This window comes from Nonomuraea sediminis (assembly GCF_018531495.1).
GTDB classification, from domain to species: domain Bacteria; phylum Actinomycetota; class Actinomycetes; order Streptosporangiales; family Streptosporangiaceae; genus Nonomuraea; species Nonomuraea sediminis.
Genome location: NZ_JAHDTI010000013.1, coordinates 330,300 through 355,518 on the forward strand (window position 1 = coordinate 330,300; position 25,219 = coordinate 355,518).

The window sequence follows — 25,219 nt, forward strand, 5'->3', positions numbered from 1 at the left end:
TATACCCGATCGGCTACGGGTTCATCACAAGTGTCTGGAGACGGAGAAATATGCATGTGTCGCAGCATTTTCGACTCTAGGATCTACCTTCGGTCTATTTGGTGATCTGGAGTGTGTGCCGTGAGTGGGTGGCGCAAAGCGTTGATCGCCGCAACGGTCGGCGTCGCGGCATCCGCCGCGTTATCGATCTCGATGTCCCCCGGCCACGCCGAGGCCTCCCTCGTGGCGAAGTACAACTGCGTAGGCGGGGTCGCCGGGAGCGAAGGCGTCCAACTCGAGGCGCGGATCACGCCCAGGCTGGCCGAAGGCGGGATGCTGAACGTCGGGTGGTCGCTGAAGTACCTCGGCAACCGGCGGTTCGGCTCGCCGGGCTTCTTCGCCAAGGGCTCACAGCTGAACCTCGAGGGCATCGTCGACATCACCGGCGCATGGAACGGCCAGTTGCGGCCCAAGGGCGGCAAGGAGCAGGACGCCCTGGTGCCCGGGTCCCAGCTCGTAGTGCCCGAAGGGCTCTCGGACGCGGGCCTGGTGCAGCGGCCTGGGACGATCCGGGTCACGCCGGGCGCGCTCGCCGTACGGTTCACGCCCGCCAAGGGCGAGGTGATGGTGAACAACCACAAGCTCGCCTACCCCGGCGGCACGTGGACCCGTGAGAACACCGAGGCCGAGTTCGGCGACTACCTCAACGACCTGCACAAGACCACCGACCTCGGTGCCGCGGCGCGGCTCGACTTCACCGGGACCCAGGTGTCCTACATCAGCCGCCGCGAGCGCGACCTGAGCAAGATCCAGATCCTCCTGGACGGCCACCCGATCACCGACGGTCTGGTCGAGCCCGGCAAGGACGCCAACGGCATCCCGATGACCGGCACCAAGGCGCAGGAGAACCTCTGGACCTCGCCCGAGCTGCCGTACGGCCCGCACTCCATCCAGATCGTCAACACCGAGGCGAAGACCGCCTACGTGGATGCCGTCAAGGTGATCACCGGTGAACTCAGCGAGCCGCCGCTGCACGACCAGGCAACCTGCACGCTGATCAACGACCCCGGTTCGATCGAGCTCACCGTCCCCGGCGCCACGCCCACGAACTCGGGCACGCCCACGACCTCGGGAACGCCGACCACGACGGGCACGCCCACGGGCACCCCGACCACGACGAGCTCCACCCCCGGGCACACCGGCACCCCGAGCGCGACCAACACCAACGGGATGGGGCAGGTGATCGTGCTGCCCAGGGCCACCGGGACCAAGACCGTCACGGCCACCGCCAGCCCGACCACCACCAAGTACGTCAAGGCGCAGGTGGCCAAGACGCCCAAGGGCGGCGTCGAGACCGGGGAGGCGCCCGAGCAGGGGCGGCAGCCGTACGCCCTGATCGCGGGAGGATCTGTGCTGCTCATGGGCAGCGCGACCGGCGGCCTGCTGCTACGGCGGCGCCGGGCCGAGCACGCCGGAGGGATAGTCCGATGAAGTCGTCAACCAACAAGGTCCTGCCCGGCGTGCTGATCGCCGGCTCGCTGGGCGGTGTGGGCGCCATCATGGTCGGCCTGCTGTCGCTCGCGCCCAAGGTCGACGACGGCTCGGGTCCCGGGCCGCGGCCGCAGGGCAGCACCGTGCAGATCCAGAACGCCGGAGCCTACGAGCTGCCGCCGACCGTCGGACCCGGCGGCAAGAACGTCCCGCTGATGCCCGCCCGCCTGGACGCCCCGCCTCCGGCCGCCGCCGCGCCGATCGTGGCGCCCATCCCGCCGGCCAAGACCAAGACCACGCGGGCCAGGCCCACGCGCATCAAGATCCCGGCCATCAAGGTCAACGCCCCCATCGGGCCCGTGACGGTCGACATCAAGGGCGCCCTGGACACCCCGCCGCTCACCAAGCCCAACCAGACGGGCTGGTACCGCTTCAGCCCCGTTCCCGGCGAGCTCGGCCCCGCGGTCATCAACGGCCACGTGAGCACCAAGCGCGGCGACGCCGTCTTCTACCGCCTGCACGAACTGGCCAAGGGCAACCAGATCTACGTCTACCGATCGGACGGCAAGGTCACCCGCTTCACGGTCAGCGGCGTGGAGCAGGCCGGCAAGAACTCCTTCCCCACGGCCAGGGTCTACGGCAACACCGCCAACGCCCAACTCCGCCTGATCACCTGCGGCGGCGTCTACAACAAGACCACTCACAGCTTCTCCGACAACATCATCGTCTACGCCACCCTCTCCAAGAAGAAGGGCTGACCTCGCGCCCTGGCGCAGGTTCGATCAAGAGCGGATTTGATGACGGCTTTATAGCTCGGAGGATATTTACAGACGGAGTTCGTATGTTCTCAACCCAACTGTGACCAACGGCTGCAATCCTGGTACGCCTGTTGAACCTGTGCTGAACGGAGATGGACAGTGCTGACGTCCAAGGCGCGGCGCCGCCTCGCCCAGAAGACATCTGCCCTGGGGATCGCAAGCACGCTTCTCCTGTTCACCGGTGCAGCGCTGGCTGTTTCTTCGCCGGCGCAGGCGGCGTTAACAGACCCCGTGTCGACGTGTACGCCGTCGTCGACAGAGCAGCAGCAGGTGACCGTGCCGATCGGAACCGGTACGGGCGACAAGGGCCCTAAGCACATCACCTACACGTGCTCAGGCACCGCGATCACGGGCTCGCCGACGGTGGATCTCAGCGTTACGGCCGACACGGTGCAGGCCGGCGGGTCCATCGACGTCTCGCTGGCTGTTCCGCAGCTCACGCTCGCGACCGCCGTGACTGCGGCGTCCACGATGCAGGTGGATGCCACGCTGACCGTGACCGGCGGCACGGTCAGCGATGCCGGCGCGAAGACGGGCGGCTCGATCACGACGTCGTCGCCGACCAGCGTTCCCGCCGCTACCGTGAAATACAAGGTCACCGCGGCGAGCACCGGTGCCACGACAGTTTCGATCAAGCCGGGCTCCCTGAAGCTCACGGTCCAGAGTGGTTCGGGCGGCGGGACCGGGACTGATGTGGTCGAGTACAAGTGCACGGCCGGTAGCACGGACACGACCGGTCAGACCGTCAAGATCAAGACGACGCTGACCCCGCCCACGAGCGCCCAGACGAACCAGCAGTTCAGCATCGGCTGGACCGGCACGTACGAGACCGGCTACGAGCTGAAGGCGCCCTCGACCGGCACGCTCAGCCCCACCCTCTACGCGTACGCCGCGATGACCGGTATCAGCGGGTTGACCTCGGCGACCGGTCAGGGCACGCTCGGCACGATCACGCCGGGAGCCACCATCCCGCTGCCGACGGCTTCGGTCAGTCTGAAGGCGACGCCCACCACGGTGGGCACGGTGACCGTGAAGCCAGGCAAGCTCAACTTCGGCGCGAACTCCTCCGGCGGCACCTCGCCGATGATCGAGTGCACGGTCCAGAACGAGTCGGCGCTCAAGTCGTACACCTTCTCCGTGACCTCCGGCAGTTCCAGCACGTCGACGCCGACCAACTCCAGCACCAGCACCAGCACGCCCACGAACTCGCATACGCCCAAGCCCACCAAGACCACGACGAAGTTCGTCACCGCTTCGCCGACCAAGAAGAGTTCCAAGACGCCGAAGGCGGGAGCTGACACTGGTGGGGGTGGGGAGATCGGGCCTGATGGGCGGGTGTTCCTGCTGGTGGGCTCGCTGTTGATCGTGGGCGCGGGAGCTGGAGGGCTCGTGTTGCGGCGGCGCGGGCTCGGTAAGGGCTGAACCGGGTGAAGGGGGCGCTGATCCTGGCCGCCGTCGCCGGAGTGGTGGCGGTGGTCGCGGGGCTGCTGATCGTGATCAAGTCGCCCGGTGAGTACGGCCTGGGCGACGGCGACGGGCGTGATCAGTTGCAGCTGGCGGCGCAGCCGAGCGGGATGCCGCAGCAGGCGCTGTTCAAGGCCGCGCCGACCGCGCCGCCGCCGCTGCCCGCGCTGGTGCCGGCGCCGCCGTTGATGCCGTCGACGCCGAAGCGGATCGTGATCAAGCGGCTCGGCGTCAATGCGCCCATCGAGTCGATCGGGCTGGCCAAGGACGGCGCGATCGAGGTGCCGCCGGTGGACAAGGCCAACCTGGCCGGGTGGTACCGGGAGATGTCCACCCCGGGTGAGGCGGGACCCGCGATCATCCTGGGGCACAAGGACACCAGGACCACCACCGCGGTCTTCGGCAGGTTGTGGGAGATCCGCAACGGCGACACCATCGAGGTCAAGCGCCAGGACGGCCTCACCGCGGTCTTCACGGTCGGCGGTGTGGAGCAGGCGAGCAAGAAGACGTTCCCGACCCAGCGTGTTTACGGCAATCAGACGAACGCTCAGCTACACCTGATCACGTGCGGCGGCACGTACGACCGCACGATCGGTCACTACAAAGACAACATCATCGTCTACGCGACGATGACGAGCTCCTATCGAGGCTGACCCCCGGAGGGCGCGACATGGGCTGGATGGCGAAGCGGAGATTGCGTACCGGCCCGACGGCCGCCATGCGTACCAGGCCGTCCAGGGATGAGCTGCTGCGCATCGTACGGCTGGCCGACCCGGAGGCCAGGGCGGACGGTGACGACATCGTGGCGGCCGACGTCCGGGTGCACGCCCCTGAGCAGGCCGAGACGGACCTGGTGGGCGGCGAGCTGGACCGCGTGTGGGCGTGCCGGGTGAGCGCCGAGGGGCCGCTGCCGTTCGACTACTTCGACCGCTTCCTGGCGGAGGGCATCGCGTTCCGGCTGGGCGGGCTGGCCGTGTGCCGCGGCGAGGTGAGCGACCCGGCCGACGAGGGCAGGGGCGGCCCGGCGGTGATCGTGCCGGAGAAGCCCACGGACCTGTCGCCGCTGGAACCCGGCGAGGAGGAGTTCGTCTTCGAGGCCGACGGGATCCGGGCGGTGGTGGTGCCGCAGAAGGAGGGGCCGCCGGCCGTACAGGAGATCGTGCCTTTCGCGACGGAGCTGACGGCGATCGAGCTGCGCGGGGAGGATCAGGCGAAGCTGGGCGCGCTGGCGCTGGAGCTGGCCGACAGGCTGAACGGCGTGCCGGTGGACCGGTGGCGGTTCAGGATCGAGGCCGCGGGGGACCTCCTCCCTCCGGAATAGGATTCTGTTGTACGCTCCATGAGTAACCGAATATTGCTCGGTTTTCCATGGAGGCACTGTGGCAGAGGCGTACATCGTCGGGGCGGTCCGCACCCCGGTCGGCAAGAAGAAGGGCGGCCTGTCCACCGTCCACCCCACTGACCTGGCCGCTCACACGCTGAAGGCGCTGATCGACCGCACCGGCGTGGACCCCGTGGCGGTGGAGGACGTCGTCATGGGGTGCGTCATGCAGTTCGGCCCCCAGAGCATGGACATCGCGCGCAACGCCTGGCTCAGCGCGGGCCTGCCGGAGACCACCGCCGGCGTCACGATCGACAGGCAGTGCGGCTCCTCGCAGCAGTCGATCCACTTCGCCGCGCAGGGCGTCATGTCCGGCACGCAGGACCTCGTGGTGGCCGCGGGCGTCGAGTCGATGAGCGTCGTGCCGATGGGCTCGTCGATCACCGCCGCCCTGGAGAAGGGCATGCCGTTCCCCTTCGGCGACATGTGGGTGGACAGGTACGGCAAGCAGGAGATCTCCCAGTTCCGCGGCGCCGAGCTGATGTGCGAGAAGTGGGGCTTCAAGCGCGAGGAGCTGGAGCAGTTCGCCTTCGAGTCGCACCAGCGCGCGGCCAAGGCCATCGCGAACGGCTACTTCAAGGACCAGATCGCGCCCGTCAACGGCGTCGAGGACGACGAGGGCCCGCGCCCCGACACGACGCTGGAGAAGATGGCGGGGCTCAAGACGCTCAAGGAGGGCGGCCAGATCACCGCGGCCACGTCCTCGCAGATATCCGACGGCTCGGGCGCGGTGCTGATCGCCTCCGAGCAGGCGGTCAAGGACCACGGGCTCACCCCGCGGGCGCGGATCCACCAGCTCGCGCTGATGGGCGACGACCCGGTGTTCATGCTGACGGCGCCGATCCCGGCGACGCAGCGGGCGCTGAAGAAGGCCGGCATGTCCATCGACGACATCGACGTCGTGGAGATCAACGAGGCGTTCGCCCCGGTCCCGCTGGCCTGGATCAAGGAGCTCGGCGCCGACCCGGCGCGCGTCAACCCCAACGGCGGCGCGATCGCGCTCGGCCACCCGCTGGGCGGCACCGGCGCGATCCTGATGACCAAGCTGCTGCACGAGCTGGAGCGCACCGGCAAGCGGTACGGCCTGCAGACGATGTGCGAGGGCGGCGGCCAGGCCAACGTCACGATCATCGAGCGGCTCTGACCCGTGGACGGCGAACGGCGCCCCGGTCTCGGTGTGAGGCCGGGGCGCCGTCGTGTGCGGGGGTCCCGTGGCGTTTCGGGACGCGCGCCCGCGACTTACTACCATCCTGGTAGTAGATCAGCGGCCCTTCTGCGGGATGCGACGCGGCGGCGCGATCGGCCGCTGCGGGACCTTGGGCATCTGGCGCGGAAGGTCGGACTTGGTGGTCTTCTTGCCTGAACGAACTCGCATAAAGCATGGCTCCTTTACGGGACTCTCCGACGCGGCCGTGGCCGGTCGACAAGCTCAGCTGCCGCGTCTGGACGGGCGGGTGGGCTGATCTCGGCGAATCACAGGTAAAGGCGCATGTCCTTGACGATAGGGGGACGCCCCGAAGGGACACAACTGATTAAATCCGGCGTCCATCCACCTGTGAGGACACCTGGCCGAACACCCACGGCGAGGTCTGCGCGATGAAGTCCGCGGGGAACCCGCGCCGGAACCCGGTCGCCTCCTCCAGCCGTCGCACGGCCTCCTCGGGCAGTTCCACGGACACGAGGTTCTCGGCCAGCTGCGCCGCCGAGCGCGCCCCCACGATCGGGTGCACGGCCCGCGACCTGGCCCGCGTCCAGGCCAGCGCCACCTGCGAGCTCGTGGCGGCGAGCTCGTCGGCCACCTCCTGCACGGTCCTGGCCACCGCCAGGTCGTGCTCGCCGATGGAGTCCGGGGACACGCGGGTTCCCTGGCCCGCCGTACCCTTCACGTACTTGCCCGACAGGATCCCGCCCGCCAGCGGGCTCCAGGCGGCCACGGTGAGGCCGAAGGACTCGGCCATCGGCAGCAGTTCGCGCTCGATGTCGCGGTTGAGCAGGCTGTAGGGCACCTGGAGCCCGGCGAACGGGGTCCAGCCGCGCCATTCGGCCAGCGTGTTGGCTCTGGCCACGATCCAGGACGGAGCATCGGAGATGCCGATGTAGAGGACCTTCCCCGAACCGACCGCGTCGTCCAGCGCGCGCATGGTCTCCTCGATCGGGGTGTGCTCGTCCCACAGGTGCACCCAGTAGACGTCCACGTAGTCGGTGCGCAGGCGGCGCAGGCTCGTCTCGAGCGACAGCGTCAGGTTCTTGCGGTGGTTGCCCGCCGCGTTGGGGTCGGCGCCGTCGCGCGAGACCGTGTACTTGGTGGCCAGCACGAACCTGTCCCTGCGCCCGGCAAGCAGCTCGCCCAGGAACTCCTCGCTGGCGCCGCCGCGATAGTTGATCGCGGTGTCGACCACGTTGCCGCCCGCCTCCGCGTAGGCGTCCAGCATCTTCCGGCATTCCTCCAGGGGCGCGCCGACGCCGCCCTGCTCGCCGAACGTCATCGCCCCCAGGAACAGCTCGGAAACCCGTAATCCCGTCTGCCCGAACATCCGATATCTCATGACTCGATCATGTACAGCGCGGCCTCCGCGCCGCCATCGGTCCAAAGCCTCTTGCCAGCGGGGGAGAAGCCAGGTACGTAATCACCTAGAGCCATGTCATTTACCGCTCTTCAGACAAGGACGGCTGATGAACGGCAATAGTGATGAGTCAGGGATCGTGTCGTCGCTGGCGAATCTGAACGGGGTCTCGCTCTCCGAGATCGACGACGCGTCCGTCGCGGCGCTGCTCGGCAGGCTCCGGCTCACCCACGACCAGGACCAGGTCGCGGCGTTCAACTCCAGCATCTGAGCGGCCCAGGGCCGTGGGAGCGCCGTTCCGGCAGTTCGTGCTGAAGGTGTACGGCCGGTGCGATCTGGCCTGCGACCACTGCTACGTCTACGAGCACGCCGACCGGAGCTGGCGCGCCAAGCCGCCCAGGATGCCGGAGCGGACCGCACGCCTGGTGGCCGCGCGCATCGCCGAGCACGTCACGGCCCACGGCCTAGACCGGGTTCACGTGACGCTGCACGGCGGGGAGCCGTTGCTGGCGGGCGTGCCAGGGCTGCGGGCCGTCCTCGGCGCGCTGCGCGCGGCGCTCGATCCGCTGTGCGAGCCGGTGCTGCAGGTGCACACCAACGGCGTGCGCCTGAACGAGGAGTTCTGCGACCTGTTCGCCGAGTACGGCGTGCGGGTCGGCATCTCGCTCGACGGCGACCGGGCGGCCAACGACCTGCACAGGCGATACGCCGACGGCCGCAGCAGCCACGCCGCGGTGACCCGGGCGATCAACCTGCTCAGGACGCGGTATCCGGACGCGTACGCGGGCCTGCTGTGCACGATCGACCTGGCCAACGACCCGATCGCCGTCTACGAGGCGCTGCTGGCGCTCGAGCCGCCCAGGATCGACCTGCTGCTCCCGCACGCCACCCACGACCACCCGCCGCCGGGCGGGCCGGGCGACTACGCGGCCTGGCTGACCAGGATCTACGACCGGTGGGTGAGCGACGGCCGCCCGATGGGCATCCGCCTGTTCGACTCCGTGCGGCGCCGGTTGAGGGGAGAGCCGAGCCTGACGGAGGCGATCGGGCTCGAACCCACCGACCTCATCGTGGTCGAGACCGACGGGTCGCTGGAGCAGGCCGACTCGCTCAAGACCGCCTACGACGGCGCCCCCGCCACCGGGCTCAGCCTCACCACCGCCGGGTTCGACGCGGCCGCCACCCATCCCGGCATCCTGGCGCGCCGTACGGGGGTCGAGGGGTTGTGCGAGATCTGCCGGACGTGTCCCGTGGTCGGGATCTGCGGCGGCGGGCTCTACGCGCACCGGTACTCGACGGCGAACGGCTTCGCCAACCCGTCCGTCTACTGCGCCGACCTGCTCGGGCTCATCGACCACGTCAAGTCGCGCGCCGCGACGCCGCCGCCGACCCACACGCTGCCCGCGCGCCATCTCGACGAGCTGGCCTCGGGGTACGGCTCCGCGGCGGCGATCACCGCGCTGGCCGAGGCGCAGCTCAGCATCGTCAAGGGGCTGGCCAGGGCGGTCCGCGGGCCGGACGGGGTGTGGCGGGCGCTGAACCGGTTGGAGGAGGCGCGGCCCGACATCCTCGCCGACCTGCTGCTGCACCCGTACTTCCGGGTGTGGGCGGTCAACCACCTCGCGCGTCCCGGGCAGGACCCCGGCTACCCGGCCAGGCTGGCGGCGGCGGGGCTGGCCCGCGCGGGGCTGCCCGGCGCCGTGACGATGAAGCCGGACCCCGAGGGCATGATCTACCTGCCGACGCTGGGGCGCATCACGGTGCCGCCGGGCGCACCCGTCCGCGTCGAGACCGGGGAGCAGGGGATCCTGGCGGACCTGGAGCCGATCCGCATGCTCGACGCGAAGGGGCTGCGCGTCAGGATCGAGGACCTCGACCCGTGGCGCGACTGCCACCACTGGCCCCCCGCCCCCCGCCTGTCAGAACAGGAGGTCCAGGCATGGCAGTCCATGCTCGGCCAGGCCTTCGAGCTGATACCGCCCGAGTACGCGGGCGCGATCGCCGCCGGGCTGACCACGATCACCCCGCTGGTCCCCGGCGGGACCGAGCGCAGCTCGACGGCGCGGCACGCCTTCGGCGCGGTCGCGGTGGCCAGGCCGGGCAGCGCCGACAGCCTGGCCAAGCTGCTCATGCACGAGTTCCAGCACGTGAAGCTGGGCGCGGTGCTCGACCTGGTCGACCTGACGATCCGGGGCGAGCCGGAGCGCCGCTACCGCGTGGAATGGCGGGACGACCCGCGCCCACTGGAAGCCATCCTTCAGGGGACATATGCGCATATAGCGGTCACGGATTTCTGGCGAACCCGCCAGGAGGACGAATTCGGGCGATGGTATTCCGCGACCCTCGACGGCGCCCGCATCCTGCTGGACTCCGGGCGCCTGACGCCGCTGGGGCAGCGGTTCGTCGGCGGAATGCGCGCGACGCTCGCCTCCTTTCGCTGAATTCATCCCGGCAACCTCCCCGGCCCCGAAATTTCCTATATTTTGGGCTCACCGCCGAAGGCCGGAGGGCGCGCTGGATGGGACCACGGGAAACACCGCGGGTGCGAGTGCGCCCCTACTTCTTCTTCAGTTACGCGCACAGCCCCCCAACCGACTCGGTCGACGGCGAGCACCCTGACCGGCTGGCGTTCAAGTTCTTCCAGGACCTGCGCACGAACATCCTCCAGCTGACGGCCGCGCCCAGCGCGGAGGCCGCCGGGTTCATGGACCGCAACCTGCGCACGGGCGACGACTGGGAGCCCGGCATCTACCGCGCGCTGGCCGACTGCTACGTCTTCGTCCCCATGTACCAGCCTCGCTATTTCACCCGCCCCTACTGCGGCCAGGAATGGGACGGCTTCGCCAGGCGCGAGGCCGTGCACAACAGCCGCCGCAAGGTTCCGGTGCGGGCGATGATTCCGGTTCTCTGGGCGCCCGTCGACAGGAAAGAGATCCCGCCGTGCGCCGGCCATTTACAGGATTGGCACACGGAAATAGGGGAGAACTACCGCAGGTTCGGCCTGTTCAAGCTGGCCAGCGTCGAGAAATACCGGCACGACTACCAAGAGGCGACCTACGAGATCGCCTGGCGCATCGTCAGCGTGGCGCGGGCGACCAACCTCAGGTCGTGCAACCCCAACCGATTCAAGAATCTCGAGAACGTCTTCGAGACTCCCCAGGACCCGAGATCCAGGGAGGCCCCATGACGAGCCGGCCCTACTTCTTCCTGAGCTACGCGCGCACGCCCGGCGACCAGGACGACGAGCGGGATCCAGACCGCTGGGTGTTCATGCTCTTCAACGACCTGCGCGTCAAGGTGGCCCAGCTGGCCGACGTCCGGCACCTGGACGAGGCGGGCTTCATGGCAGGCGACGAGACGCACCTGGCCTCCGCGGTGGCGACCTGCCGGGTGTTCGTGCCGCTCTACTCGCCGCGGTACTTCGCCAGCGAGTTCTGCGGCAAGGAGTGGTCCGCCTTCGCCAAGCGCGGCTCCCTCGAGGCCATCGTGCCCGCGCTGTGGACCCCGGTGAGCCCGTCGGAGACGCCGGAGGTCGCCAAGGATCCGCGGATCACGGCCGAGGCGCTGGGCGAGCCGTACGACACCATGGGCTTCTACGGGATCATGAAGCTCAACAGGTTCAGGAGCGACTACGAGAAGACGGTCGACCACCTGGCCAGGCGGGTCGTCGAGGCGGCCGGGCACGCGCAGCCCGCGCAGGGCGTGCCTACCGACTACTTCGGGGCGCCCAACGCGTTCAAGGGGCCGGCGCGGCGGGCGCCGCTGCACATCACGGTGGCCTCGCTGACGGTGGACAGCCTTCCCGCGGGCGGGGCCGCGGACCGTTACGGCGAGCGCGAGCTGGACTGGAACCCCTACTACCCCACCTCGAAGGGCCCGATCGCCCGCTACGCCGCCGAGCTGGCCAGGCGCGAGGAGTACCAGCCGGTCCTGCGGTCCTTCGACGAGGACGTGGACGAGCTGCTGTCGGGCGGCGAACATCCCGCCTGGCCGGGGATCCTGCTGGTGGATCCGTGGACGCTGGCCGTACCTGAGCGGCGGGAGCGGCTGGCCGCCTTCGACGCGCTGCACAAGCCCTGGATCGCGGTGCTGATGCCGTGGCCGCGCGCCGACGACGACCCCGACCTGCGGGACGTCGCCGAGCGCACGCTCGGCCGCAAGTTGCTCGAAGGACGCGCCGCCGCCAGAAGCGTCGACAGTGGTATCCCCACCGTCCAGCAGTTTGGTAGAACTCTGCTTGACGTCGCTCGCGTGGTCGGCAGCAGATTCCTCAGGGTCGCGAGGACCTTTCCTCCGCAGGGGCCCGCCGTCAGACGTCCCCGGCTGCTTGGTCCTTCAGAAGGGCGGGAAGAGTCACGATGAGCGAAGGCAGCATCATCACCTTCTACTCCTACAAGGGCGGCACCGGACGCACGATGTCGCTGGCCAACACGGCCTGGATCCTCGCCTCGCACGGACACCGGGTGCTGGCCGTCGACTGGGACCTGGAATCGCCTGGACTGCACCGCTTCTTCCACCCCTTCCTCGGCGCCGGCGTGCTGCGCGACACCAAGGGCGTCATCGACATCATCAGCGACTACGCCTGGACGGCGGCCCACCAGGACGACCAGCGCCCGCTCGACTGGCACCTGGACTACGCCCGCGTGCTGCCGCACGCTGTCTCCATCAGCTGGGACTACTTCCCCGGCGACGGCACGCTCGACTTCATCTCGGCCGGCAGGCAGAACCGCGACTACTCCTCGCTGGTCTCCAGCTTCGACTGGGACAACTTCTACGACCGCCTGGGCGGCGGCCAGTTCTTCGCCGCGCTGCGCGCCGACATGAAGCGCCACTACGACTACGTGCTCATCGACTCCCGCACCGGGCTCAGCGACATCGCCGACATCTGCACCATCGAGATGCCCGACGTGGTCGTCGACTGCTTCACGCTGAGCGACCAGAGCATCGAGGGCGCCGCCGCCGTCGCGCGCAGCATCGTCAACAGGTACGGCGAGCGCAACATCCGCGTGCTGCCGGTGCCGATGCGCATCGAGAGCGCCGAGAAGGTCAAGCTCGACAACGGCCGCGCCCTGGCCCGCATCAAGTTCGCCGGCCTGCCGAGCCGCCTGGAGGGCAGCGACCTCGACAGGTACTGGGCCGACGTGGAGATCCCCTACCTGCCCTTCTACGCCTTCGAGGAGACCCTCGCCACGCTGGCCGACGCCCCGGGGCTGCCGTCGCCGCTGCTGGCCGCCTACGTACGGCTGGCCAGATTCATCACCGAGGGGGAGGTCAGCGAGCTGGCCAAGCTCGACGAGGAGGTGCACCGGCGCTACCAGGACGTGTTCGTGCGCAGGCGGCCCACCAGGCCGGCCGACGTGTTCCTCAGCTACATGCCGCAGGAGCGCATGTGGGCCGACTGGATCAAGGCCACCCTGCAGCGCGCCGGCATCCAGGTGCTCACCCGCGACAACGACGCCGCGGCGCCCCAGTCGACCGAGCACACCGTCGAGGCGGCCTCCCAGACGATCGTCGTGCTGTCGTCGGCCTACCTGCGCTCCAAGGAGGGCCGCACGGTGCTCGAGGCCGCGGCCGCCGCCGACCCGCTGCGCGCCAACCGCACGCTGATCCCGATCAGGGTGACCGACGTGCGGGTCCCCGAGGCGTTCGCCGACTGGTCACCGGTCGACCTGGGGCGGTTGGACGCCGCGCAGGCCACCGAGCTCCTGCTGCGCGCGGTCGGCAGGACGGCGCCGGCCACCGAGCATCCCGCCTACCCGGCGCCCCGCTTCCCCGGCGCCATCCCGCCGGTGTGGAACGTCCCGGGCAGGAACCCCCAGTTCACCGGCCGCAGCGAGGTGCTGGAGCGGCTGCGCGACCAGCTCGTGGCGGGCAGCGCCACCGTCGTGCTCCCGCAGGCGGTCCACGGCATGGGCGGGGTCGGCAAGACCCAGGTGGCGCTGGAGTACGCCCACCGGTTCATGGCCGACTACGACGTGGTGTGGTGGGTGGCCGCCGAGCAGCCCGCGCTGATCAACACCGCGATGGCCGAGCTCGCCGAGACGCTCGGCCTGTCGGTCGCGACCAGCAGGATGAGCGAGGCGGCCGACGCGGTGCGCGAGGCGCTGCGCAGGGGCCAGCCGTACCGCAGATGGCTGCTGATCTTCGACAACGCCGACAGCCCTGAAGCGGTGTCCGGCTTCCTGCCCGGCGGGACCGGGCACGTCATCGTCACCTCGCGCAACGCCGGCTGGCGCACTGTCGCCGAGTCGCTCGACGTGGACGTCTTCACCCAGGAGGAGGCCGTCCAGCACCTGCGTATGCGGGTCTCCGGGCTCAGTGACGAGGACGCGCTGGCGGTGGCGGGATCGATGGGGTTCCTGCCGCTGGCGGTCGAGCAGGCGGCCGCCTGGCTGGCCGAGACCGGGATGACAGCCGCGCAGTGCATCGAGCTGTTCGAGGAGCAGCTGCGGGAGGTGGGCGAGGTCGCCGAGTCGCGGGACTACCCGCTCCAGGTGGCCGCCACCTGGAACGTTTCGCTCCGGCAGCTGGAGTCCCGGTCTCCCGCCGCGGCCCGGCTGATGCAGCTGTGCGCGTTCCTCGGGCCCGACCCCATCGCGATGCGGATGATCGACAGCGATGTGGTGGCCAGGCTGCTCCTGCCCTACGACAGGAGGATGCGCTCGCGGCTGATGATCGGGCAGGCCGTACGGGAGATCACCAAGTTCTCGCTGGCCAAGGTGGAGAGCAACGCGATCCAGGTGCACCGCCTGGTGCAGGCCGCGATCAGGGGGCAGCTCGACGAGGAGGCCGCGGAGCGCACCCGGCAGGAGGTGCACGAGATCCTGGTGGCGGCGCGGCCTCGCGAGGGCGGCACGGACGACCCGGAGATGTGGGCGCTCTACGACCAGATCTGGCCGCACCTGGAGCCGTCGCAGGCGGTCGGCAGTTCCCGCGAGGAGACCAGGCAACTGCTGCTCGACCGGGTCCGCTACCTGTGGCAGCGGGGCGAGCTGGAGGAAGGGGTGGAGTTCGCCGGGACGGTTCACCGGGTGTGGGAGGACAGGATTCAGCAGAGTCCGCAGGACGACTCGCTGAGGACGAACCTGCTGCAGCTGGAGCGCCTGACCGCGAACCTGCTGCGCTCCCAGGGTCGCTACCGCGAGGCCTACGACCTGGACGCCCGGGCGCTCGAGCATCAGAAGGCATCCCCTGACCTGGGTCCCGACCACCCCGAGACGCTGATGACGGCCTTCGGCGTGGCCGCGGACCTGCGCGGGCTCGGCAGGTTCACCGAGGCGCTGGCCCGCGACACCCAGACCCTTGAGCAGCTCAGGGACCTCTTCGGCGAGGATCACCGCCAGACCTGGTCGGCCGCCAACAACCTGGCCGTCTCGCTGCGGCTCATCGGAGACTCCGGCGGCGCCCTCGTCCTGGACGAGGACACCTTCGAGCGGCGCCGGCTGGCGCTCGGGCCGAACGATCCCTGGACGCTGTTCTCCGCGCTCCACGTGGCCAGGGACCTGCGCGACCTGGGCAGGTTCGGCGAGTCGACCAGGCTGCTGCGCGAGACGCTCGATCGATACCGGACGAGCAAGAAGGGACCCGACTCGATCGAGACCCTGCGCACCGCCAAGAGCCTGGCCGTGTCGCTGCGCAAGGACGGCAACCAGAGCGAGGCCGCCGAGATCGTGACGGAGGCCTGTGACCGCTACGAACTGCACCACCCCAACGACCCCGAGCGCACCGCGGCGCTGCTCGAGCTCGGCTGCTGCGTGTCCGCGCTCGGCGACAAGCCCAGGGCCAAGCAGATCGCCCGCGACGTCGTCGGCGCCTACGGGCGCGACCTCGGCGACACCCACCCCTACACCCTGGCCGCCAGGAACAACCTCGCCTGCTACATGCGCGAGTCCGACGAGCTCGAGGCGGGGCTGGAGCTGGCCCAGGACACCTTCGACGCGCTGATCGACGGGCCGGGCGAGGCGCACCCCTACACGCTGTCGGCGGCGATCAACCTGGCCAACTGCCTGACCGACACCGGCGACTTCGAGCGGGCGCAGACGCTGCAGCGGCGCACGCTGTCGCTGCTGCGCGACTCCCTGGGGGACCGGCATCCCGACACGATCGCCTGCGAGGCCAACCTGGCCGTCACGCTGCACCGCTCAGGCCGGCCCGAGCACGCGGCCGAGGCGAGGAAGACGCGCGAGCGGCTGCTGACCGTCATGGCCGAGGTGCTGGGCAGGGAACACCCCAACCTGACCGCGCTGCACGACTGGCGGCTGCTCAACCGCGACCTGGAGCCGCAGCCGACGTAGTCAGCTCTCCACCAGCCAGGGCAGCACGTCGGGCAGGATGTCGAGCGCGCCGAAGTGCGCGACGCCGGGCTGCACGATGACCTTGGCGTCGGGGATGCGGTCGGCCAGCCAGCGCGCGTGGCCGACAGGGGAGAAGCCGTCCAGCGCGCCGTGCCACAGCAGGGTCGGCACCGCGATGTCGGCCGGGTCGAAGCCCCACGGCTTGGAGAAGGCCATCGCGTCGTCTATCCACCCGTACGCCGAGTGCTTCAGTCCTTCGGCGAAGTTGTCGACGAGCATGCGGCGGATGCCGAGGTCGGCCACGGTCTGCCGGTCGCTGGGGGACAGCTCCTGGTAGAGCCCGGAGATCAGGCTCTCGGGGTTGGCCCGGATCGCGGCCGCCTTGGGCGCGAGCCGCGTCTCGAGCACGCCCACCCCTGAGGCGGCGGCGTTGTACTCCACGACGTTGGACTCGGTCATGCCCTCGTACCAGTCGAGGCCCTCGGCGCCCTGCGGGGCGAGGCTGACCAGCGCGGCCACCCTGGTCACCCGGCCGGGCAGCAGCGCGGCGGCGGCGAGCGCGTGCGGACCCCCTCCTGACCTGCCGACCAGCGCGAACGTGCCGAGTTTCAGCGCCTCGGCGATGGTCAGCACGTCGACGGCCGCCGCGGCGACGTCGCGGCCCTCCAGGCGGTCTGACCCGCCGTATCCCGGCCTGTCGAAGGCGATCAGCCGGATGCCCAGCCGGTACAGCAGCATGCCGCGCGGCGCCGGTCCCATCCGGCTTCCCGGAGTGCCGTGGAGAAGGAACACAGGCCTCCCGGAGGGGTCTCCGGATTGCTCGACCGCGATGCGCCTGCCGTCGTCCGCCCGGACGATATCCGTCAACGCACGCCTCCTCGGCTCTGGGCCCCCGTGACGTCCCGGCTCCTGTAGCAGACCGCACCCGGCCGCGTGGAGAAAGGCTTCGTCGTCACTTATTCTCCAACTCGATAGCAAAAGTTGGCCAGCCAGTGAGGGATACGTCGTTACCTCACACACGGTTCAGGGGTCGTCATTGGATCTGGCGGAGGATCTTCAACGGCTCGGTCTGACCGAAGGGCGCATCGTGCTCCTGCACGCGTCTCTGGCCGGCATGGGCTACATCCCCGGTGGAGCGGCCACCGTCGCCGAGACGATCCTCGACGTCCTCGGCCCCTCGGGCACGCTGGTGGTCTCCACCTCGACGCCGGAGAACTCCGACACCTCCCGCGCCCACCTGCGCAAGGTCTCCGGGCTGTCGGAGCAGGACGTGCTCGCGTTCAGGGCAGAGATGCCGCCCTTCCACATCAGGACCTCGGCCGCGAGCACGGGACGCATCGCCGACTACGTGCGCACCCGCCGCGGGTCGATCCGCAGCGCCCATCCGCAGACGTCCTTCGCGGCCACCGGCCCGCACGCCGCGCACCTGATGGCGGGCCACCCGCTCACCTCGCACCTGGGACCCGACTCGCCCCTCGGCAAGCTCTACGCGCTGGGGGCGAGCGTGCTGCTCATCGGCGTCGGCTACGGGGCCTGCTCCGCCCTGCACCTGGCCGAGTACCTGTACAGGCCCGATCCGCCCCGCCGCGTGTACCGCTGCGTCATGCAGGTCGACGGGCTGTCGCAGTGGGTCACCTACCAGGACGTGGTCCTGGACGACAGCGACTTCCCCTGGATCGGGCGAGAGCTGGACCGGCACACCGACGTGCGGCGCGGCAAGGTCGCGCGGGCCTGGGCGCGCCTGATGCCGATGACCCTGTCGGTCGATACGGCGCGCCGCTGGCTAGCGGTGCACCGCTGAGAAACCGGTGATCATGGCGCGCAGCCCGGCGTCGAACCAGGTGTCGTAGAACTCGGCAGGGGGCGTCGGCTCATGCGGGCCGACCTGGGCCAGGGCGTGGCCGAGCACGTAGACGCCGACCGACTGGACGACGGTGATGGCCTCCTCCTGCGCCACGCCCGTCGCGGCGAACTGGTCGAGCAGCCCGCTCACCAGCTGGAGCCCGATCTCGAGGTCCACCGGATGGGTGGCGAGCAGCGGCACGGCCCCCGGGTGGGCCAGCAGCATCCGCCGGTAGGCGGCGGCGAAGCCGTACAGCGTCTCGGGCCAGCTCTGCCCGAGGGTCAGTTCGACCTCGGAGAACAGCCGGTTGACCACCGCGGCGAGCAGGGCGTCGTGATTGGGTACGTGCCGGTAGAGCGACATGGGCGCCACGCCGAGCTGCGCGCCGAGCCGGCGCATGGTCAGGGCCTCGGTCCCTTCGGCGTCCACCACCTCGACGGCCGCCGCCAGGATGCGGTCCAGGCTCAGTACGGCGGGCCGCCCTCCTCGCTGCTTCACCCAGCCAGGGTAGCGGCGAGCGTGGTGCCGAACATGAGCAGCGAGAGCACCCCGACGACCAGGTGCTGGACGTCGATCACCACGTCGTGGCCCTCGGTCGGGATGATCTTCAGCGTTCTGGAGTAGTCGCGCACGTAGGTCTCGCGCTGCTCGGGCGTGGCGGTGCCGAAGTAGGGCACCCACCAGCTCTGCACGTGGCCGATCAGGACCAGCACGCACAGCGCGGTGGCGGCGATCAGCGACCACGTCTGGTGCAGCGCGACGCCGCCGGCGATCAGGAGGGGGAACGGGTAGTTGATGGAGGCCGCCAGCATGCGGTGGCGCAGGTTGCCGGGGGCGAGGTCGTTGAGCGGGTACATGGGCACCCACTCGGTCAGGATGAGCCAGCCCAGCCAGACGAGCGGAACGACGATGGCGATCACGTATGCCTCCTTGAGGTTTGTGTACGACGTAAGCTTACGTCGTACACAAACTAAAATGGAAGCCATGCAGCAAAAAAGGCTCGTCCGCATCTCCAAATACCTGGCCAAGCACCTGCGTCACGAGCCGGAGCGCATCGGCATCCACCTCGACGCGCACGGCTGGGTCGCGGTCGACACGCTGCTGTCGGCCGCCGCGGCCCACGGCTTCCCGATCACGCGGGAGGAGCTCGACGAGGTCGTCGGGGGCAACGACAAGCGGCGCTACACCGTCGAGGACGGCCTGATCCGCGCCAACCAGGGGCACTCGGTGGAGGTGGACCTGGATCTCGAATCCGCGGTGCCGCCCGCGCTGCTCTATCACGGCACGGTGGGCAGGTTCCTGCCGTCGATCCTGACGGAGGGGCTGCGGCCGATGGCCCGCCATCACGTCCACCTCTCGCCCGACGTCGAGACGGCCACCAAGGTCGGCTCACGCCGCGGCGCTCCGGTGATCCTCACGGTCGACGCCGCCGCCATGCACGCCGGCGGCCACGTCTTCCACCGCTCCGCCAACGGCGTCTGGCTCACCGCCCACGTGCCGCCTCCGTACCTGCGCGTCCGCGGGATCTCCTAGCCTTCCGCGACGGCGGGCGGCTCGCCGTACTGGAGGAGTTACTTGCCGGACGGCAGTGGCAGTCATAGGAAGGAGATGAGACCGGGAGGCGTCATGAGCGACTACGCAACGGCGAGAGCGGTCGGGGAACAGGCCAGGGAGACGGAGTGGGTGCGGCCGAGCTTCGGCAAGCAGCTCTTCCTGGGTGACTTCCGGCTGGACCTGGTGTATCCGGTGCCGGCGCCGGCGGAGGAAGCGGCCAAGCGGGGCGAGGAGTTCGTCAGGGCGGTGCGCAGGTTCCTGGACGGGCAGGTCGACCCGGCGGTGATCGAGCGGACCGGGCGGATTCCCGACGAGGTGATCAAGGGGCTGCGGGAGCTGGGCGCGTTCGGGATCACCATCCCGGAGGACTACGGCGGGCTCGGGCTGCCGTACCTGTACTACTGCCGCGCGCTGATGCTGATCGGCTCGTACTGTCCGGCGCTGGCGACGCTGCTGTCCGCGCACCAGTCGATCGGGGTGCCGCAGCCGCTGAAGCAGTTCGGCACCGAGGAGCAGAAGCGGGAGTTCCTGCCGAGGTGCGCCCGGGGCGAGATCTCGGCGTTCCTGCTGACCGAGCCGGACGTGGGCTCCGACCCGGCCAGGCTGTCCACCACCGCGACCAGGGACGGCGACGACTACGTCCTGGACGGCGTCAAGCTGTGGACCACGAACGGCGTGATCGCCGACCTCCTGGTCGTCATGGCCCGCACGGGCAAGAGGATCTCGGCGTTCGTCGTCGAGGCGGACTCACCCGGCATCACGGTCAAGCGGCGCAACGAGTTCATGGGCCTGCGTGGCATCGAGAACGGCGTGACCGAGTTCTCCCAGGTCAGGGTCCCGGCGAAGAACCTCGTCGGCCGTGAGGGCGAGGGACTGAAGATCGCCCTCACCACGCTCAACACCGGCAGGCTGAGCCTGCCCGCCACCTGCGCGGGCAACGCCAAGTGGGCCGTGAAGATCGCCCGCGAGTGGGGTACGGCGCGCGTCCAGTGGGGCAGGAAGCTCGGCGAGCACGAGGCCGTGGCCACCAAGATCGCCTTCATCGCCGCCACCGCCTACGCGCTCGAGGCCGTGTGCGACCTGACCGCCAGGATGGCCGACGACCAGCGCAACGACATCAGGATCGAGGCCGCGCTGGCCAAGCTGTACTCGACCGAGCAGTCCTACAAGGCGCTGGACGAACTGGTCCAGATCAGGGGCGGGCGCGGGTTCGAGACGGCCGAGTCGCTGGCCGCACGCGGCGAGCGCGGCGTCCCGGCCGAGCAGATGCTGCGCGACTCGCGGATCAACCGCATCTTCGAGGGCTCCTCGGAGATCATGAAGCTGCTCATCACCAGGGAGGCCGTGGACGCCCACCTGTCGGCGGCCGGCGAGCTGATCGACCCGGAGGCCAGCCGCCAGGCGCGGGCGCAGGCACTCAAACGGGCCGGCCGCTTCTACGCCAAGTGGCTGCCCTCGCTGGTGGCGGGCACCGGCAACCTGCCCACGGCCTACGCCGAGTTCGGCCCGCTGGCGGGCCACCTGCGCTTCGTGGAGCGGACCAGCAGGAAGCTGGCCAGGTCCACCTTCTACGGCATGTCCAGGTGGCAGGGCAGGCTGGAGCACAAGCAGGCCTTCCTCGGCAGGATCGTCGACATCGGAGCCGAGCTGTTCGCGATGACGGCCGCCTGCGTGAAGGCCGACGAGGACTCCCGCGACCTGGGCCGCCGCCCGCAGGAGCTGGCCGACACGTTCTGCCAGCAGGCCAGGCAGCGGGTGGACGCGCTGTTCGGCAGCCTGTGGGACAACACCGACGGCCAGGACGTACGGCTGGCGCGGTACGTGCTGGAGGGCCGGTACTCCTTCCTGGAGGAGGGCATCCTCGACCCGTCGATCGAGGGGCCGTGGATCGGCGCGCCGGAGGGCGGCGAGAACGTGCGGAGAAAGATCCTCTGACGCCCCGGTCTAGACCGGATGACCCATTTGCTTTGCTCTCATGTTCTCAAACCGATATCTGGCGGTATAGACCGGCTGGTGAATCCCGGCTTACGCTGACGCAAACGCGGTGAGCTGCGGCTCACGCACCCCCAATCCCCTTGGGCGGGGCCAGGCCGCTGGTACGGACCAGCATGGCCCGTCCGACGAGAAGGCGGTATCAACGGTGAACATCAAGCTTGTGGGCGGTGCCGCTCTCGGCCTGGCCACCATGCTGGTCCTGTCCAGCTGTGGCGGGGGCGGAACCAGCTCGAACGGCGGCGGCGACAAGGCGTCAAGCGCAGGCCCCGTCACCCTGAAGATGGTGGCCGCGGACTACGGCGACAACCCCACGGCGGACAACGCGGGCACGAAGTTCTGGAAGTCCGTGGTGGACGAGTTCCAGGCGCAGAACCCGAACATCAAGGTCGACGTCCAGGTCATCAACTGGAACGACATCGACAAGCAGGTCGCCACCATGGTGCAGAACGGGCAGGTGCCCGACATCCTGCAGACCGGCGACTACTCCGGCTTCGTCAAGGACGGCCTGCTCTACAAGGTCGACGACGTCCTGTCCCCCAACGTCTCCGGCGACATGCTGCAGAAGTTCGCCGACTTCGGCAAGGTCGACGGCACGGCCTACGGCATCCCGTTCGTGTCCTCGGCCCGCGCGCTGTTCTACAACAAGGACCTGTTCAAGAAGGCCGGTATCGCCGAGCCGCCCAAGACCTGGGACGAGCTCAAGGCCGACGCCGAGAAGCTGAAGAAGGCCGGCGTCAGCCAGCCCTTCGGCCTGCCGCTGGGCCAGGAGGAGGCGCAGGCCGAGTCCTTCCTGTGGATGCTGGGCAACGGCGGCGGCTACACCGACGCCTCCGGCAAGTGGCAGATCAACGCCCCGCAGAACGTCGAGGCGTTCACCTACGTCAAGGGCCTGGTCGACGCCGGCCTGACCACCCCGAACCCGGGCACCAAGGACCGCAAGGCGGTCTGGGAGGACTTCGCCGCCGGCAAGGTCGGCATGGTCAACGGCGGCCCGATGTCGATCCCGATCTTCGACAAGGGTGCCGTCAAGGACCAGTACGCCGTCGCGCCCATCCCCGGCAAGACCGGCCCGCTGACCACCACGCTGGGCGTCATGGACTGGATCATGGCGTTCAACAAGAACGGCCACGGCGCCGAGATCAAGAAGTTCTTCGACTTCTTCTACACCGGTGACGCCGTCAACAAGATCGTCGACAACTACAAGCTGCTGCCGGTGACCAACGGCGGCATCCAGAAGCTGGCCGGCGACGAGAAGCTCAAGCCGTTCCTCGACGCGCTGCCCAACGCCAGCTTCTACCCCTTCAAGGACCCGAAGTGGTCCGAGGTGAACACCGCCATCAAGCAGCAGATCGGCGGCGCCGTCAAGGACCCGGCCAAGACCCTGGGTGACCTGCAGAAGGTCGCCGAGGCCGGCTGATCCAGCGGGGATCCGTACGGCCGGCGGCTCGCCAGCCGCCGGCCGTATCTCCATGAAAGGTTCTTCATGAGAAGGTTGGAACCCCTGGCCTGGGTGGGGCCGGCGGTGATCCTGATCGCCGTGGTCGTGCTCTGGCCCGTGGTCGAGATGGTCAGGTCGTCGTTCCTGAAGATCAGCAGGTTCGGCATCGTCCAGGGCTCGAACGGCACCAAGAACTTCGCCAAGCTGTTCGCGGCGCCCGACTTCGGGGCGATCATGTTCCGCTCGCTGATCTGGGTGGTCGCGGTCGTCGGCCTCACCGTGCTGATCTCGCTGGCCCTGGCCCAGCTGTTCAACCAGCGGTTCCCCGGCCGCAAGGTCGCGCGGTGGGCGCTCATCGCGCCGTGGGCCGCCTCGGTGCTGATGACGGCGATCATCTTCAAGTGGATGCTCGACCCCGAGGTCGGCGTCATCAACATCATCAGGAAGTGGCTGGGGCTGATCCCCGCGATGGGCGGCGCGGACGCCGACCAGCTGGGCAACGCCTCGACCGCGATGCCCTGGCTGATCTTCGTGGCCGTCTTCGTGTCGGTGCCGTTCACCACGTACGCGCTGCTCGCGGGCCTGGCGACGATCCCGGCGGACGTCTACGAGGCGGCCAAGATGGACGGCGCCACGAAGTGGCGGACGTACTGGTCGATCACGCTGCCGCTGCTGCGTCCCGCGCTGACCGTGGCCGCGCTGATCAACGTCATGAACGTCTTCAACAGCTTCCCGATCATCTGGCCGATGACCCACGGCCAGCCGGGCTACTCGACGGCCACCTCGACGATCTTCATGTACATCCTCAAGGGCGCCGACATCGGTGAGTCCGCCGCGATGTCCGTGATCAACTTCGGCACGGTGATCATCCTGACCGCGATCTTCCTCAAGATGTCCCGATGGAAGCAGGAGGTCGCGTGATGGCCGTCAGGACAGCGCCGCACCCGGCCCGCTCGCACGCCCGGTCGCGCCCGGTCGCCCCCCGGCGGATGCCGAAGCTCAAGACGGTGATCCTGGCGGCCGTGGCCTACGTGATCGCGTTCATCTTCCTGTTCCCCTACCTGATCATGCTGCTGACCGCGCTGCGGCCACAGTCCACGCTGCGCGAGGCCACGATCTTCCCGTCGCACTGGATGTGGTCCAACCTGGCCAACTTCTGGACCGGCGGGCTGGCGCACAACCTGTTCGTCACGCTGAAGGTGGCCGGCGGCTCGACGCTGCTCGTGCTGCTGGTGGCGCTGCCCGCGGCCTACTACACCGCCCGCTACAAGTTCCGCGGCCGGGTCGCGTTCCTGATCCTGGTGCTGACCACGCAGATGTTCCAGCCCACGGCCATGCTGGTCGGCATCTACCGGGAGTTCTACCAGTTCGGGCTGGTGGACAGCATCTGGTCGCTGATCCTGGTCAACGGCGGGTTCAACCTGGCCTTCGCGGTGTGGATCCTGAACGCCTACTTCTCCTCGATCCCGCGCGAGCTGGAGGAGGCCGCGTTCATCGACGGCAACGGGCGCTTCGGCGCGCTCTTCAGGATCACGCTGCCGCTGGCGATGCCCGGCGTGATCACCGCGCTGATCTTCACGTTCATCGCCGCGTGGAACGAGTTCGTGGTCGCGCTCACGCTGACCACCTCGCCGCAGAACCAGCCGCTGACGGTCGCGCTGAACTCCTTCATCGGGCAGTACGAGGTCGACTGGCAGAACCTGTTCGCCGGCTCGGTCATCGCCACGATCCCGGTGATCATCCTCTTCGCCCTGATCGAACGGAAGGTGGTCGGCGGCCTGACCGCCGGCTCCATCAAATAGCCCCCTCCACCCGGGCGTCCTCCTCCCGCCCGGGCCCCGGCCGCCCCGTGCCCTCCACCACGGCGGCGGCCGGGGCGTCTCACTTCCCCAGCCCTTCCGCTGTCCTACGGCGGGCTTTTTTGCTGTCCTACGGCGAGCTTTCTTGCTGTCGCACGGTGAGTTTTCTTGCTGCCGTACGGCGAGCCGCCGCCACCGCCACCCGACGCACTTCGGCCGGGCTCTGTCCAGGGAGACGCTCCTCCGGCGATGCGGGGTCGCTCGCCGTTACGCGGCTCTGTTACCGGTGTCCCGCGGCCCTGGGTTTCCCGCCGCACAGGGCGCCGCCTCCCGCCGACCCGCCTCCCGCCGACCCGGCGCCTGAAACCACCGAGGCCGTGGGCACCTAGGGTCACGGGCAACCCGGGACACGAGGACCCAGAACCGCGCACGGGGTTCCCGCGCTGGACCCACGTACAGGGTTCCCGCGCCGGGGTCGGTGAGGAGGTGTGCGGTGGTCGGCCGGCGCCTTGTGCGGCGGTGAGGGGGGACCGTGGTGCCTGGAGGACGACGTGTCGTGGCGGCGGGAAAGCGGCATCGACTCGCCGGAAGCGCCGGGC

Annotated in this window: 21 protein-coding genes; 17 read left to right on the forward strand and 4 right to left on the reverse strand. The window is 69.4% G+C overall.

Annotated elements, in window-relative coordinates:
* Positions 1 to 120 precede the first annotated feature (120 nt).
* The 6 genes from KIK09_RS43820 to KIK09_RS43845 all read left to right on the forward strand — a co-directional run bounded on the left by KIK09_RS43820 (position 121) and on the right by KIK09_RS43845 (position 6,277).
* Positions 121 to 1,470: a hypothetical protein gene (locus tag KIK09_RS43820; RefSeq protein WP_214325425.1), complete on the forward strand. Its 1,350-nt coding sequence runs from the start codon at positions 121 to 123 to the stop codon at positions 1,468 to 1,470.
* A complete protein-coding gene (locus tag KIK09_RS43825) occupies positions 1,467 to 2,228 on the forward strand; it encodes a class F sortase (protein ID WP_214325426.1) in 762 nt (253 codons plus the stop codon). The genes KIK09_RS43820 and KIK09_RS43825 overlap by 4 nt, the downstream gene beginning before the upstream one ends.
* Positions 2,229 to 2,558: 330 nt before the next feature.
* Entirely contained in the window at positions 2,559 to 3,710 is a 1,152-nt protein-coding gene (locus KIK09_RS43830) for a hypothetical protein (protein WP_214325427.1), read from the forward strand.
* A gap of 5 nt (positions 3,711 to 3,715) precedes the next feature.
* Positions 3,716 to 4,405 (forward strand): class F sortase, encoded by a 690-nt coding sequence (locus KIK09_RS43835; protein WP_308164678.1) that lies wholly within the window; start codon positions 3,716 to 3,718, stop codon positions 4,403 to 4,405.
* Between the two features lie 26 nt (positions 4,406 to 4,431).
* Positions 4,432 to 5,073 carry a hypothetical protein gene (locus KIK09_RS43840; protein ID WP_214325428.1) on the forward strand — a complete coding sequence of 214 codons (642 nt, stop codon included), beginning with the start codon at positions 4,432 to 4,434 and terminating at the stop codon, positions 5,071 to 5,073.
* A gap of 58 nt (positions 5,074 to 5,131) precedes the next feature.
* Complete coding sequence (locus KIK09_RS43845; RefSeq protein WP_214325429.1) at positions 5,132 to 6,277, forward strand: acetyl-CoA C-acetyltransferase; 1,146 nt, start codon at positions 5,132 to 5,134, stop codon at positions 6,275 to 6,277.
* A gap of 388 nt (positions 6,278 to 6,665) precedes the next feature.
* Here the strand turns inward: KIK09_RS43845 and KIK09_RS43850 are convergent, their stop codons facing one another.
* Positions 6,666 to 7,679 (reverse strand): aldo/keto reductase, encoded by a 1,014-nt coding sequence (locus tag KIK09_RS43850; protein WP_214325430.1) that lies wholly within the window; start codon positions 7,677 to 7,679, stop codon positions 6,666 to 6,668.
* A gap of 127 nt (positions 7,680 to 7,806) precedes the next feature.
* Between KIK09_RS43850 and KIK09_RS43855 the strand changes: the two genes are divergently transcribed.
* The 5 genes from KIK09_RS43855 (at position 7,807) to fxsT (ending at position 15,991) form a co-directional block, all read left to right on the forward strand.
* Entirely contained in the window at positions 7,807 to 7,968 is a 162-nt protein-coding gene (locus KIK09_RS43855) for a hypothetical protein (RefSeq protein WP_214325431.1), read from the forward strand.
* Between the two features lie 13 nt (positions 7,969 to 7,981).
* Entirely contained in the window at positions 7,982 to 10,138 is a 2,157-nt protein-coding gene (locus KIK09_RS60325) for an FxsB family cyclophane-forming radical SAM/SPASM peptide maturase (RefSeq protein WP_214325432.1), read from the forward strand.
* Between the two features lie 101 nt (positions 10,139 to 10,239).
* Positions 10,240 to 10,884, forward strand: a complete 645-nt coding sequence (locus KIK09_RS43865; RefSeq protein WP_214325433.1) for a TIR-like protein FxsC — start codon at positions 10,240 to 10,242, stop codon at positions 10,882 to 10,884.
* Positions 10,881 to 12,059: a TIR-like protein FxsC gene (locus tag KIK09_RS43870; RefSeq protein ID WP_214325434.1), complete on the forward strand. Its 1,179-nt coding sequence runs from the start codon at positions 10,881 to 10,883 to the stop codon at positions 12,057 to 12,059. Before KIK09_RS43865 ends, KIK09_RS43870 begins: the two co-directional genes overlap by 4 nt.
* On the forward strand, positions 12,056 to 15,991 hold the full coding sequence (gene fxsT, locus KIK09_RS43875) for an FxSxx-COOH system tetratricopeptide repeat protein (RefSeq protein WP_214325435.1): 3,936 nt from the start codon (positions 12,056 to 12,058) through the stop codon (positions 15,989 to 15,991). The genes KIK09_RS43870 and fxsT overlap by 4 nt, the downstream gene beginning before the upstream one ends.
* Here fxsT and KIK09_RS43880 read toward each other — a convergent pair whose 3' ends face one another.
* Entirely contained in the window at positions 15,992 to 16,858 is an 867-nt protein-coding gene (locus KIK09_RS43880) for an alpha/beta fold hydrolase (RefSeq protein WP_214325436.1), read from the reverse strand.
* Positions 16,859 to 17,027: 169 nt separating this feature from the next.
* On the opposite strand from KIK09_RS43880, the gene KIK09_RS43885 reads away from it, so the two are divergent.
* Positions 17,028 to 17,792 carry an AAC(3) family N-acetyltransferase gene (locus KIK09_RS43885; protein ID WP_214325437.1) on the forward strand — a complete coding sequence of 255 codons (765 nt, stop codon included), beginning with the start codon at positions 17,028 to 17,030 and terminating at the stop codon, positions 17,790 to 17,792.
* Here KIK09_RS43885 and KIK09_RS43890 read toward each other — a convergent pair.
* Both KIK09_RS43890 and KIK09_RS43895 read right to left on the reverse strand, forming a co-directional pair.
* On the reverse strand, positions 17,775 to 18,332 hold the full coding sequence (locus tag KIK09_RS43890; RefSeq protein ID WP_214325438.1) for a TetR/AcrR family transcriptional regulator: 558 nt from the start codon (positions 18,330 to 18,332) through the stop codon (positions 17,775 to 17,777). The two genes, KIK09_RS43885 and KIK09_RS43890, sit on opposite strands and share 18 nt — an antisense overlap.
* Positions 18,329 to 18,754, reverse strand: a complete 426-nt coding sequence (locus KIK09_RS43895; RefSeq protein ID WP_214325439.1) for a hypothetical protein — start codon at positions 18,752 to 18,754, stop codon at positions 18,329 to 18,331. The genes KIK09_RS43890 and KIK09_RS43895 overlap by 4 nt, the downstream gene beginning before the upstream one ends.
* 64 nt (positions 18,755 to 18,818) lie before the next feature.
* Here KIK09_RS43895 and KIK09_RS43900 point away from each other — a divergent pair, with 64 nt between their 5' ends.
* The 5 genes from KIK09_RS43900 to KIK09_RS43920 all read left to right on the forward strand — a co-directional run bounded on the left by KIK09_RS43900 (position 18,819) and on the right by KIK09_RS43920 (position 24,623).
* The gene (locus KIK09_RS43900) at positions 18,819 to 19,367 is read left to right on the forward strand and encodes an RNA 2'-phosphotransferase (protein ID WP_214325440.1); all 549 of its coding nucleotides are present in this window, start codon (positions 18,819 to 18,821) and stop codon (positions 19,365 to 19,367) included.
* Between the two features lie 93 nt (positions 19,368 to 19,460).
* Positions 19,461 to 21,323 (forward strand): acyl-CoA dehydrogenase family protein, encoded by a 1,863-nt coding sequence (locus tag KIK09_RS43905; protein ID WP_214325441.1) that lies wholly within the window; start codon positions 19,461 to 19,463, stop codon positions 21,321 to 21,323.
* 205 nt (positions 21,324 to 21,528) lie between these two features.
* Entirely contained in the window at positions 21,529 to 22,800 is a 1,272-nt protein-coding gene (locus tag KIK09_RS43910) for an extracellular solute-binding protein (protein ID WP_308164679.1), read from the forward strand.
* Between the two features lie 66 nt (positions 22,801 to 22,866).
* Positions 22,867 to 23,742 carry a carbohydrate ABC transporter permease gene (locus tag KIK09_RS43915; RefSeq protein WP_214325442.1) on the forward strand — a complete coding sequence of 292 codons (876 nt, stop codon included), beginning with the start codon at positions 22,867 to 22,869 and terminating at the stop codon, positions 23,740 to 23,742.
* Complete coding sequence (locus KIK09_RS43920; protein WP_250574695.1) at positions 23,742 to 24,623, forward strand: carbohydrate ABC transporter permease; 882 nt, start codon at positions 23,742 to 23,744, stop codon at positions 24,621 to 24,623. Before KIK09_RS43915 ends, KIK09_RS43920 begins: the two co-directional genes overlap by 1 nt.
* Positions 24,624 to 25,219 lie beyond the last annotated feature (596 nt).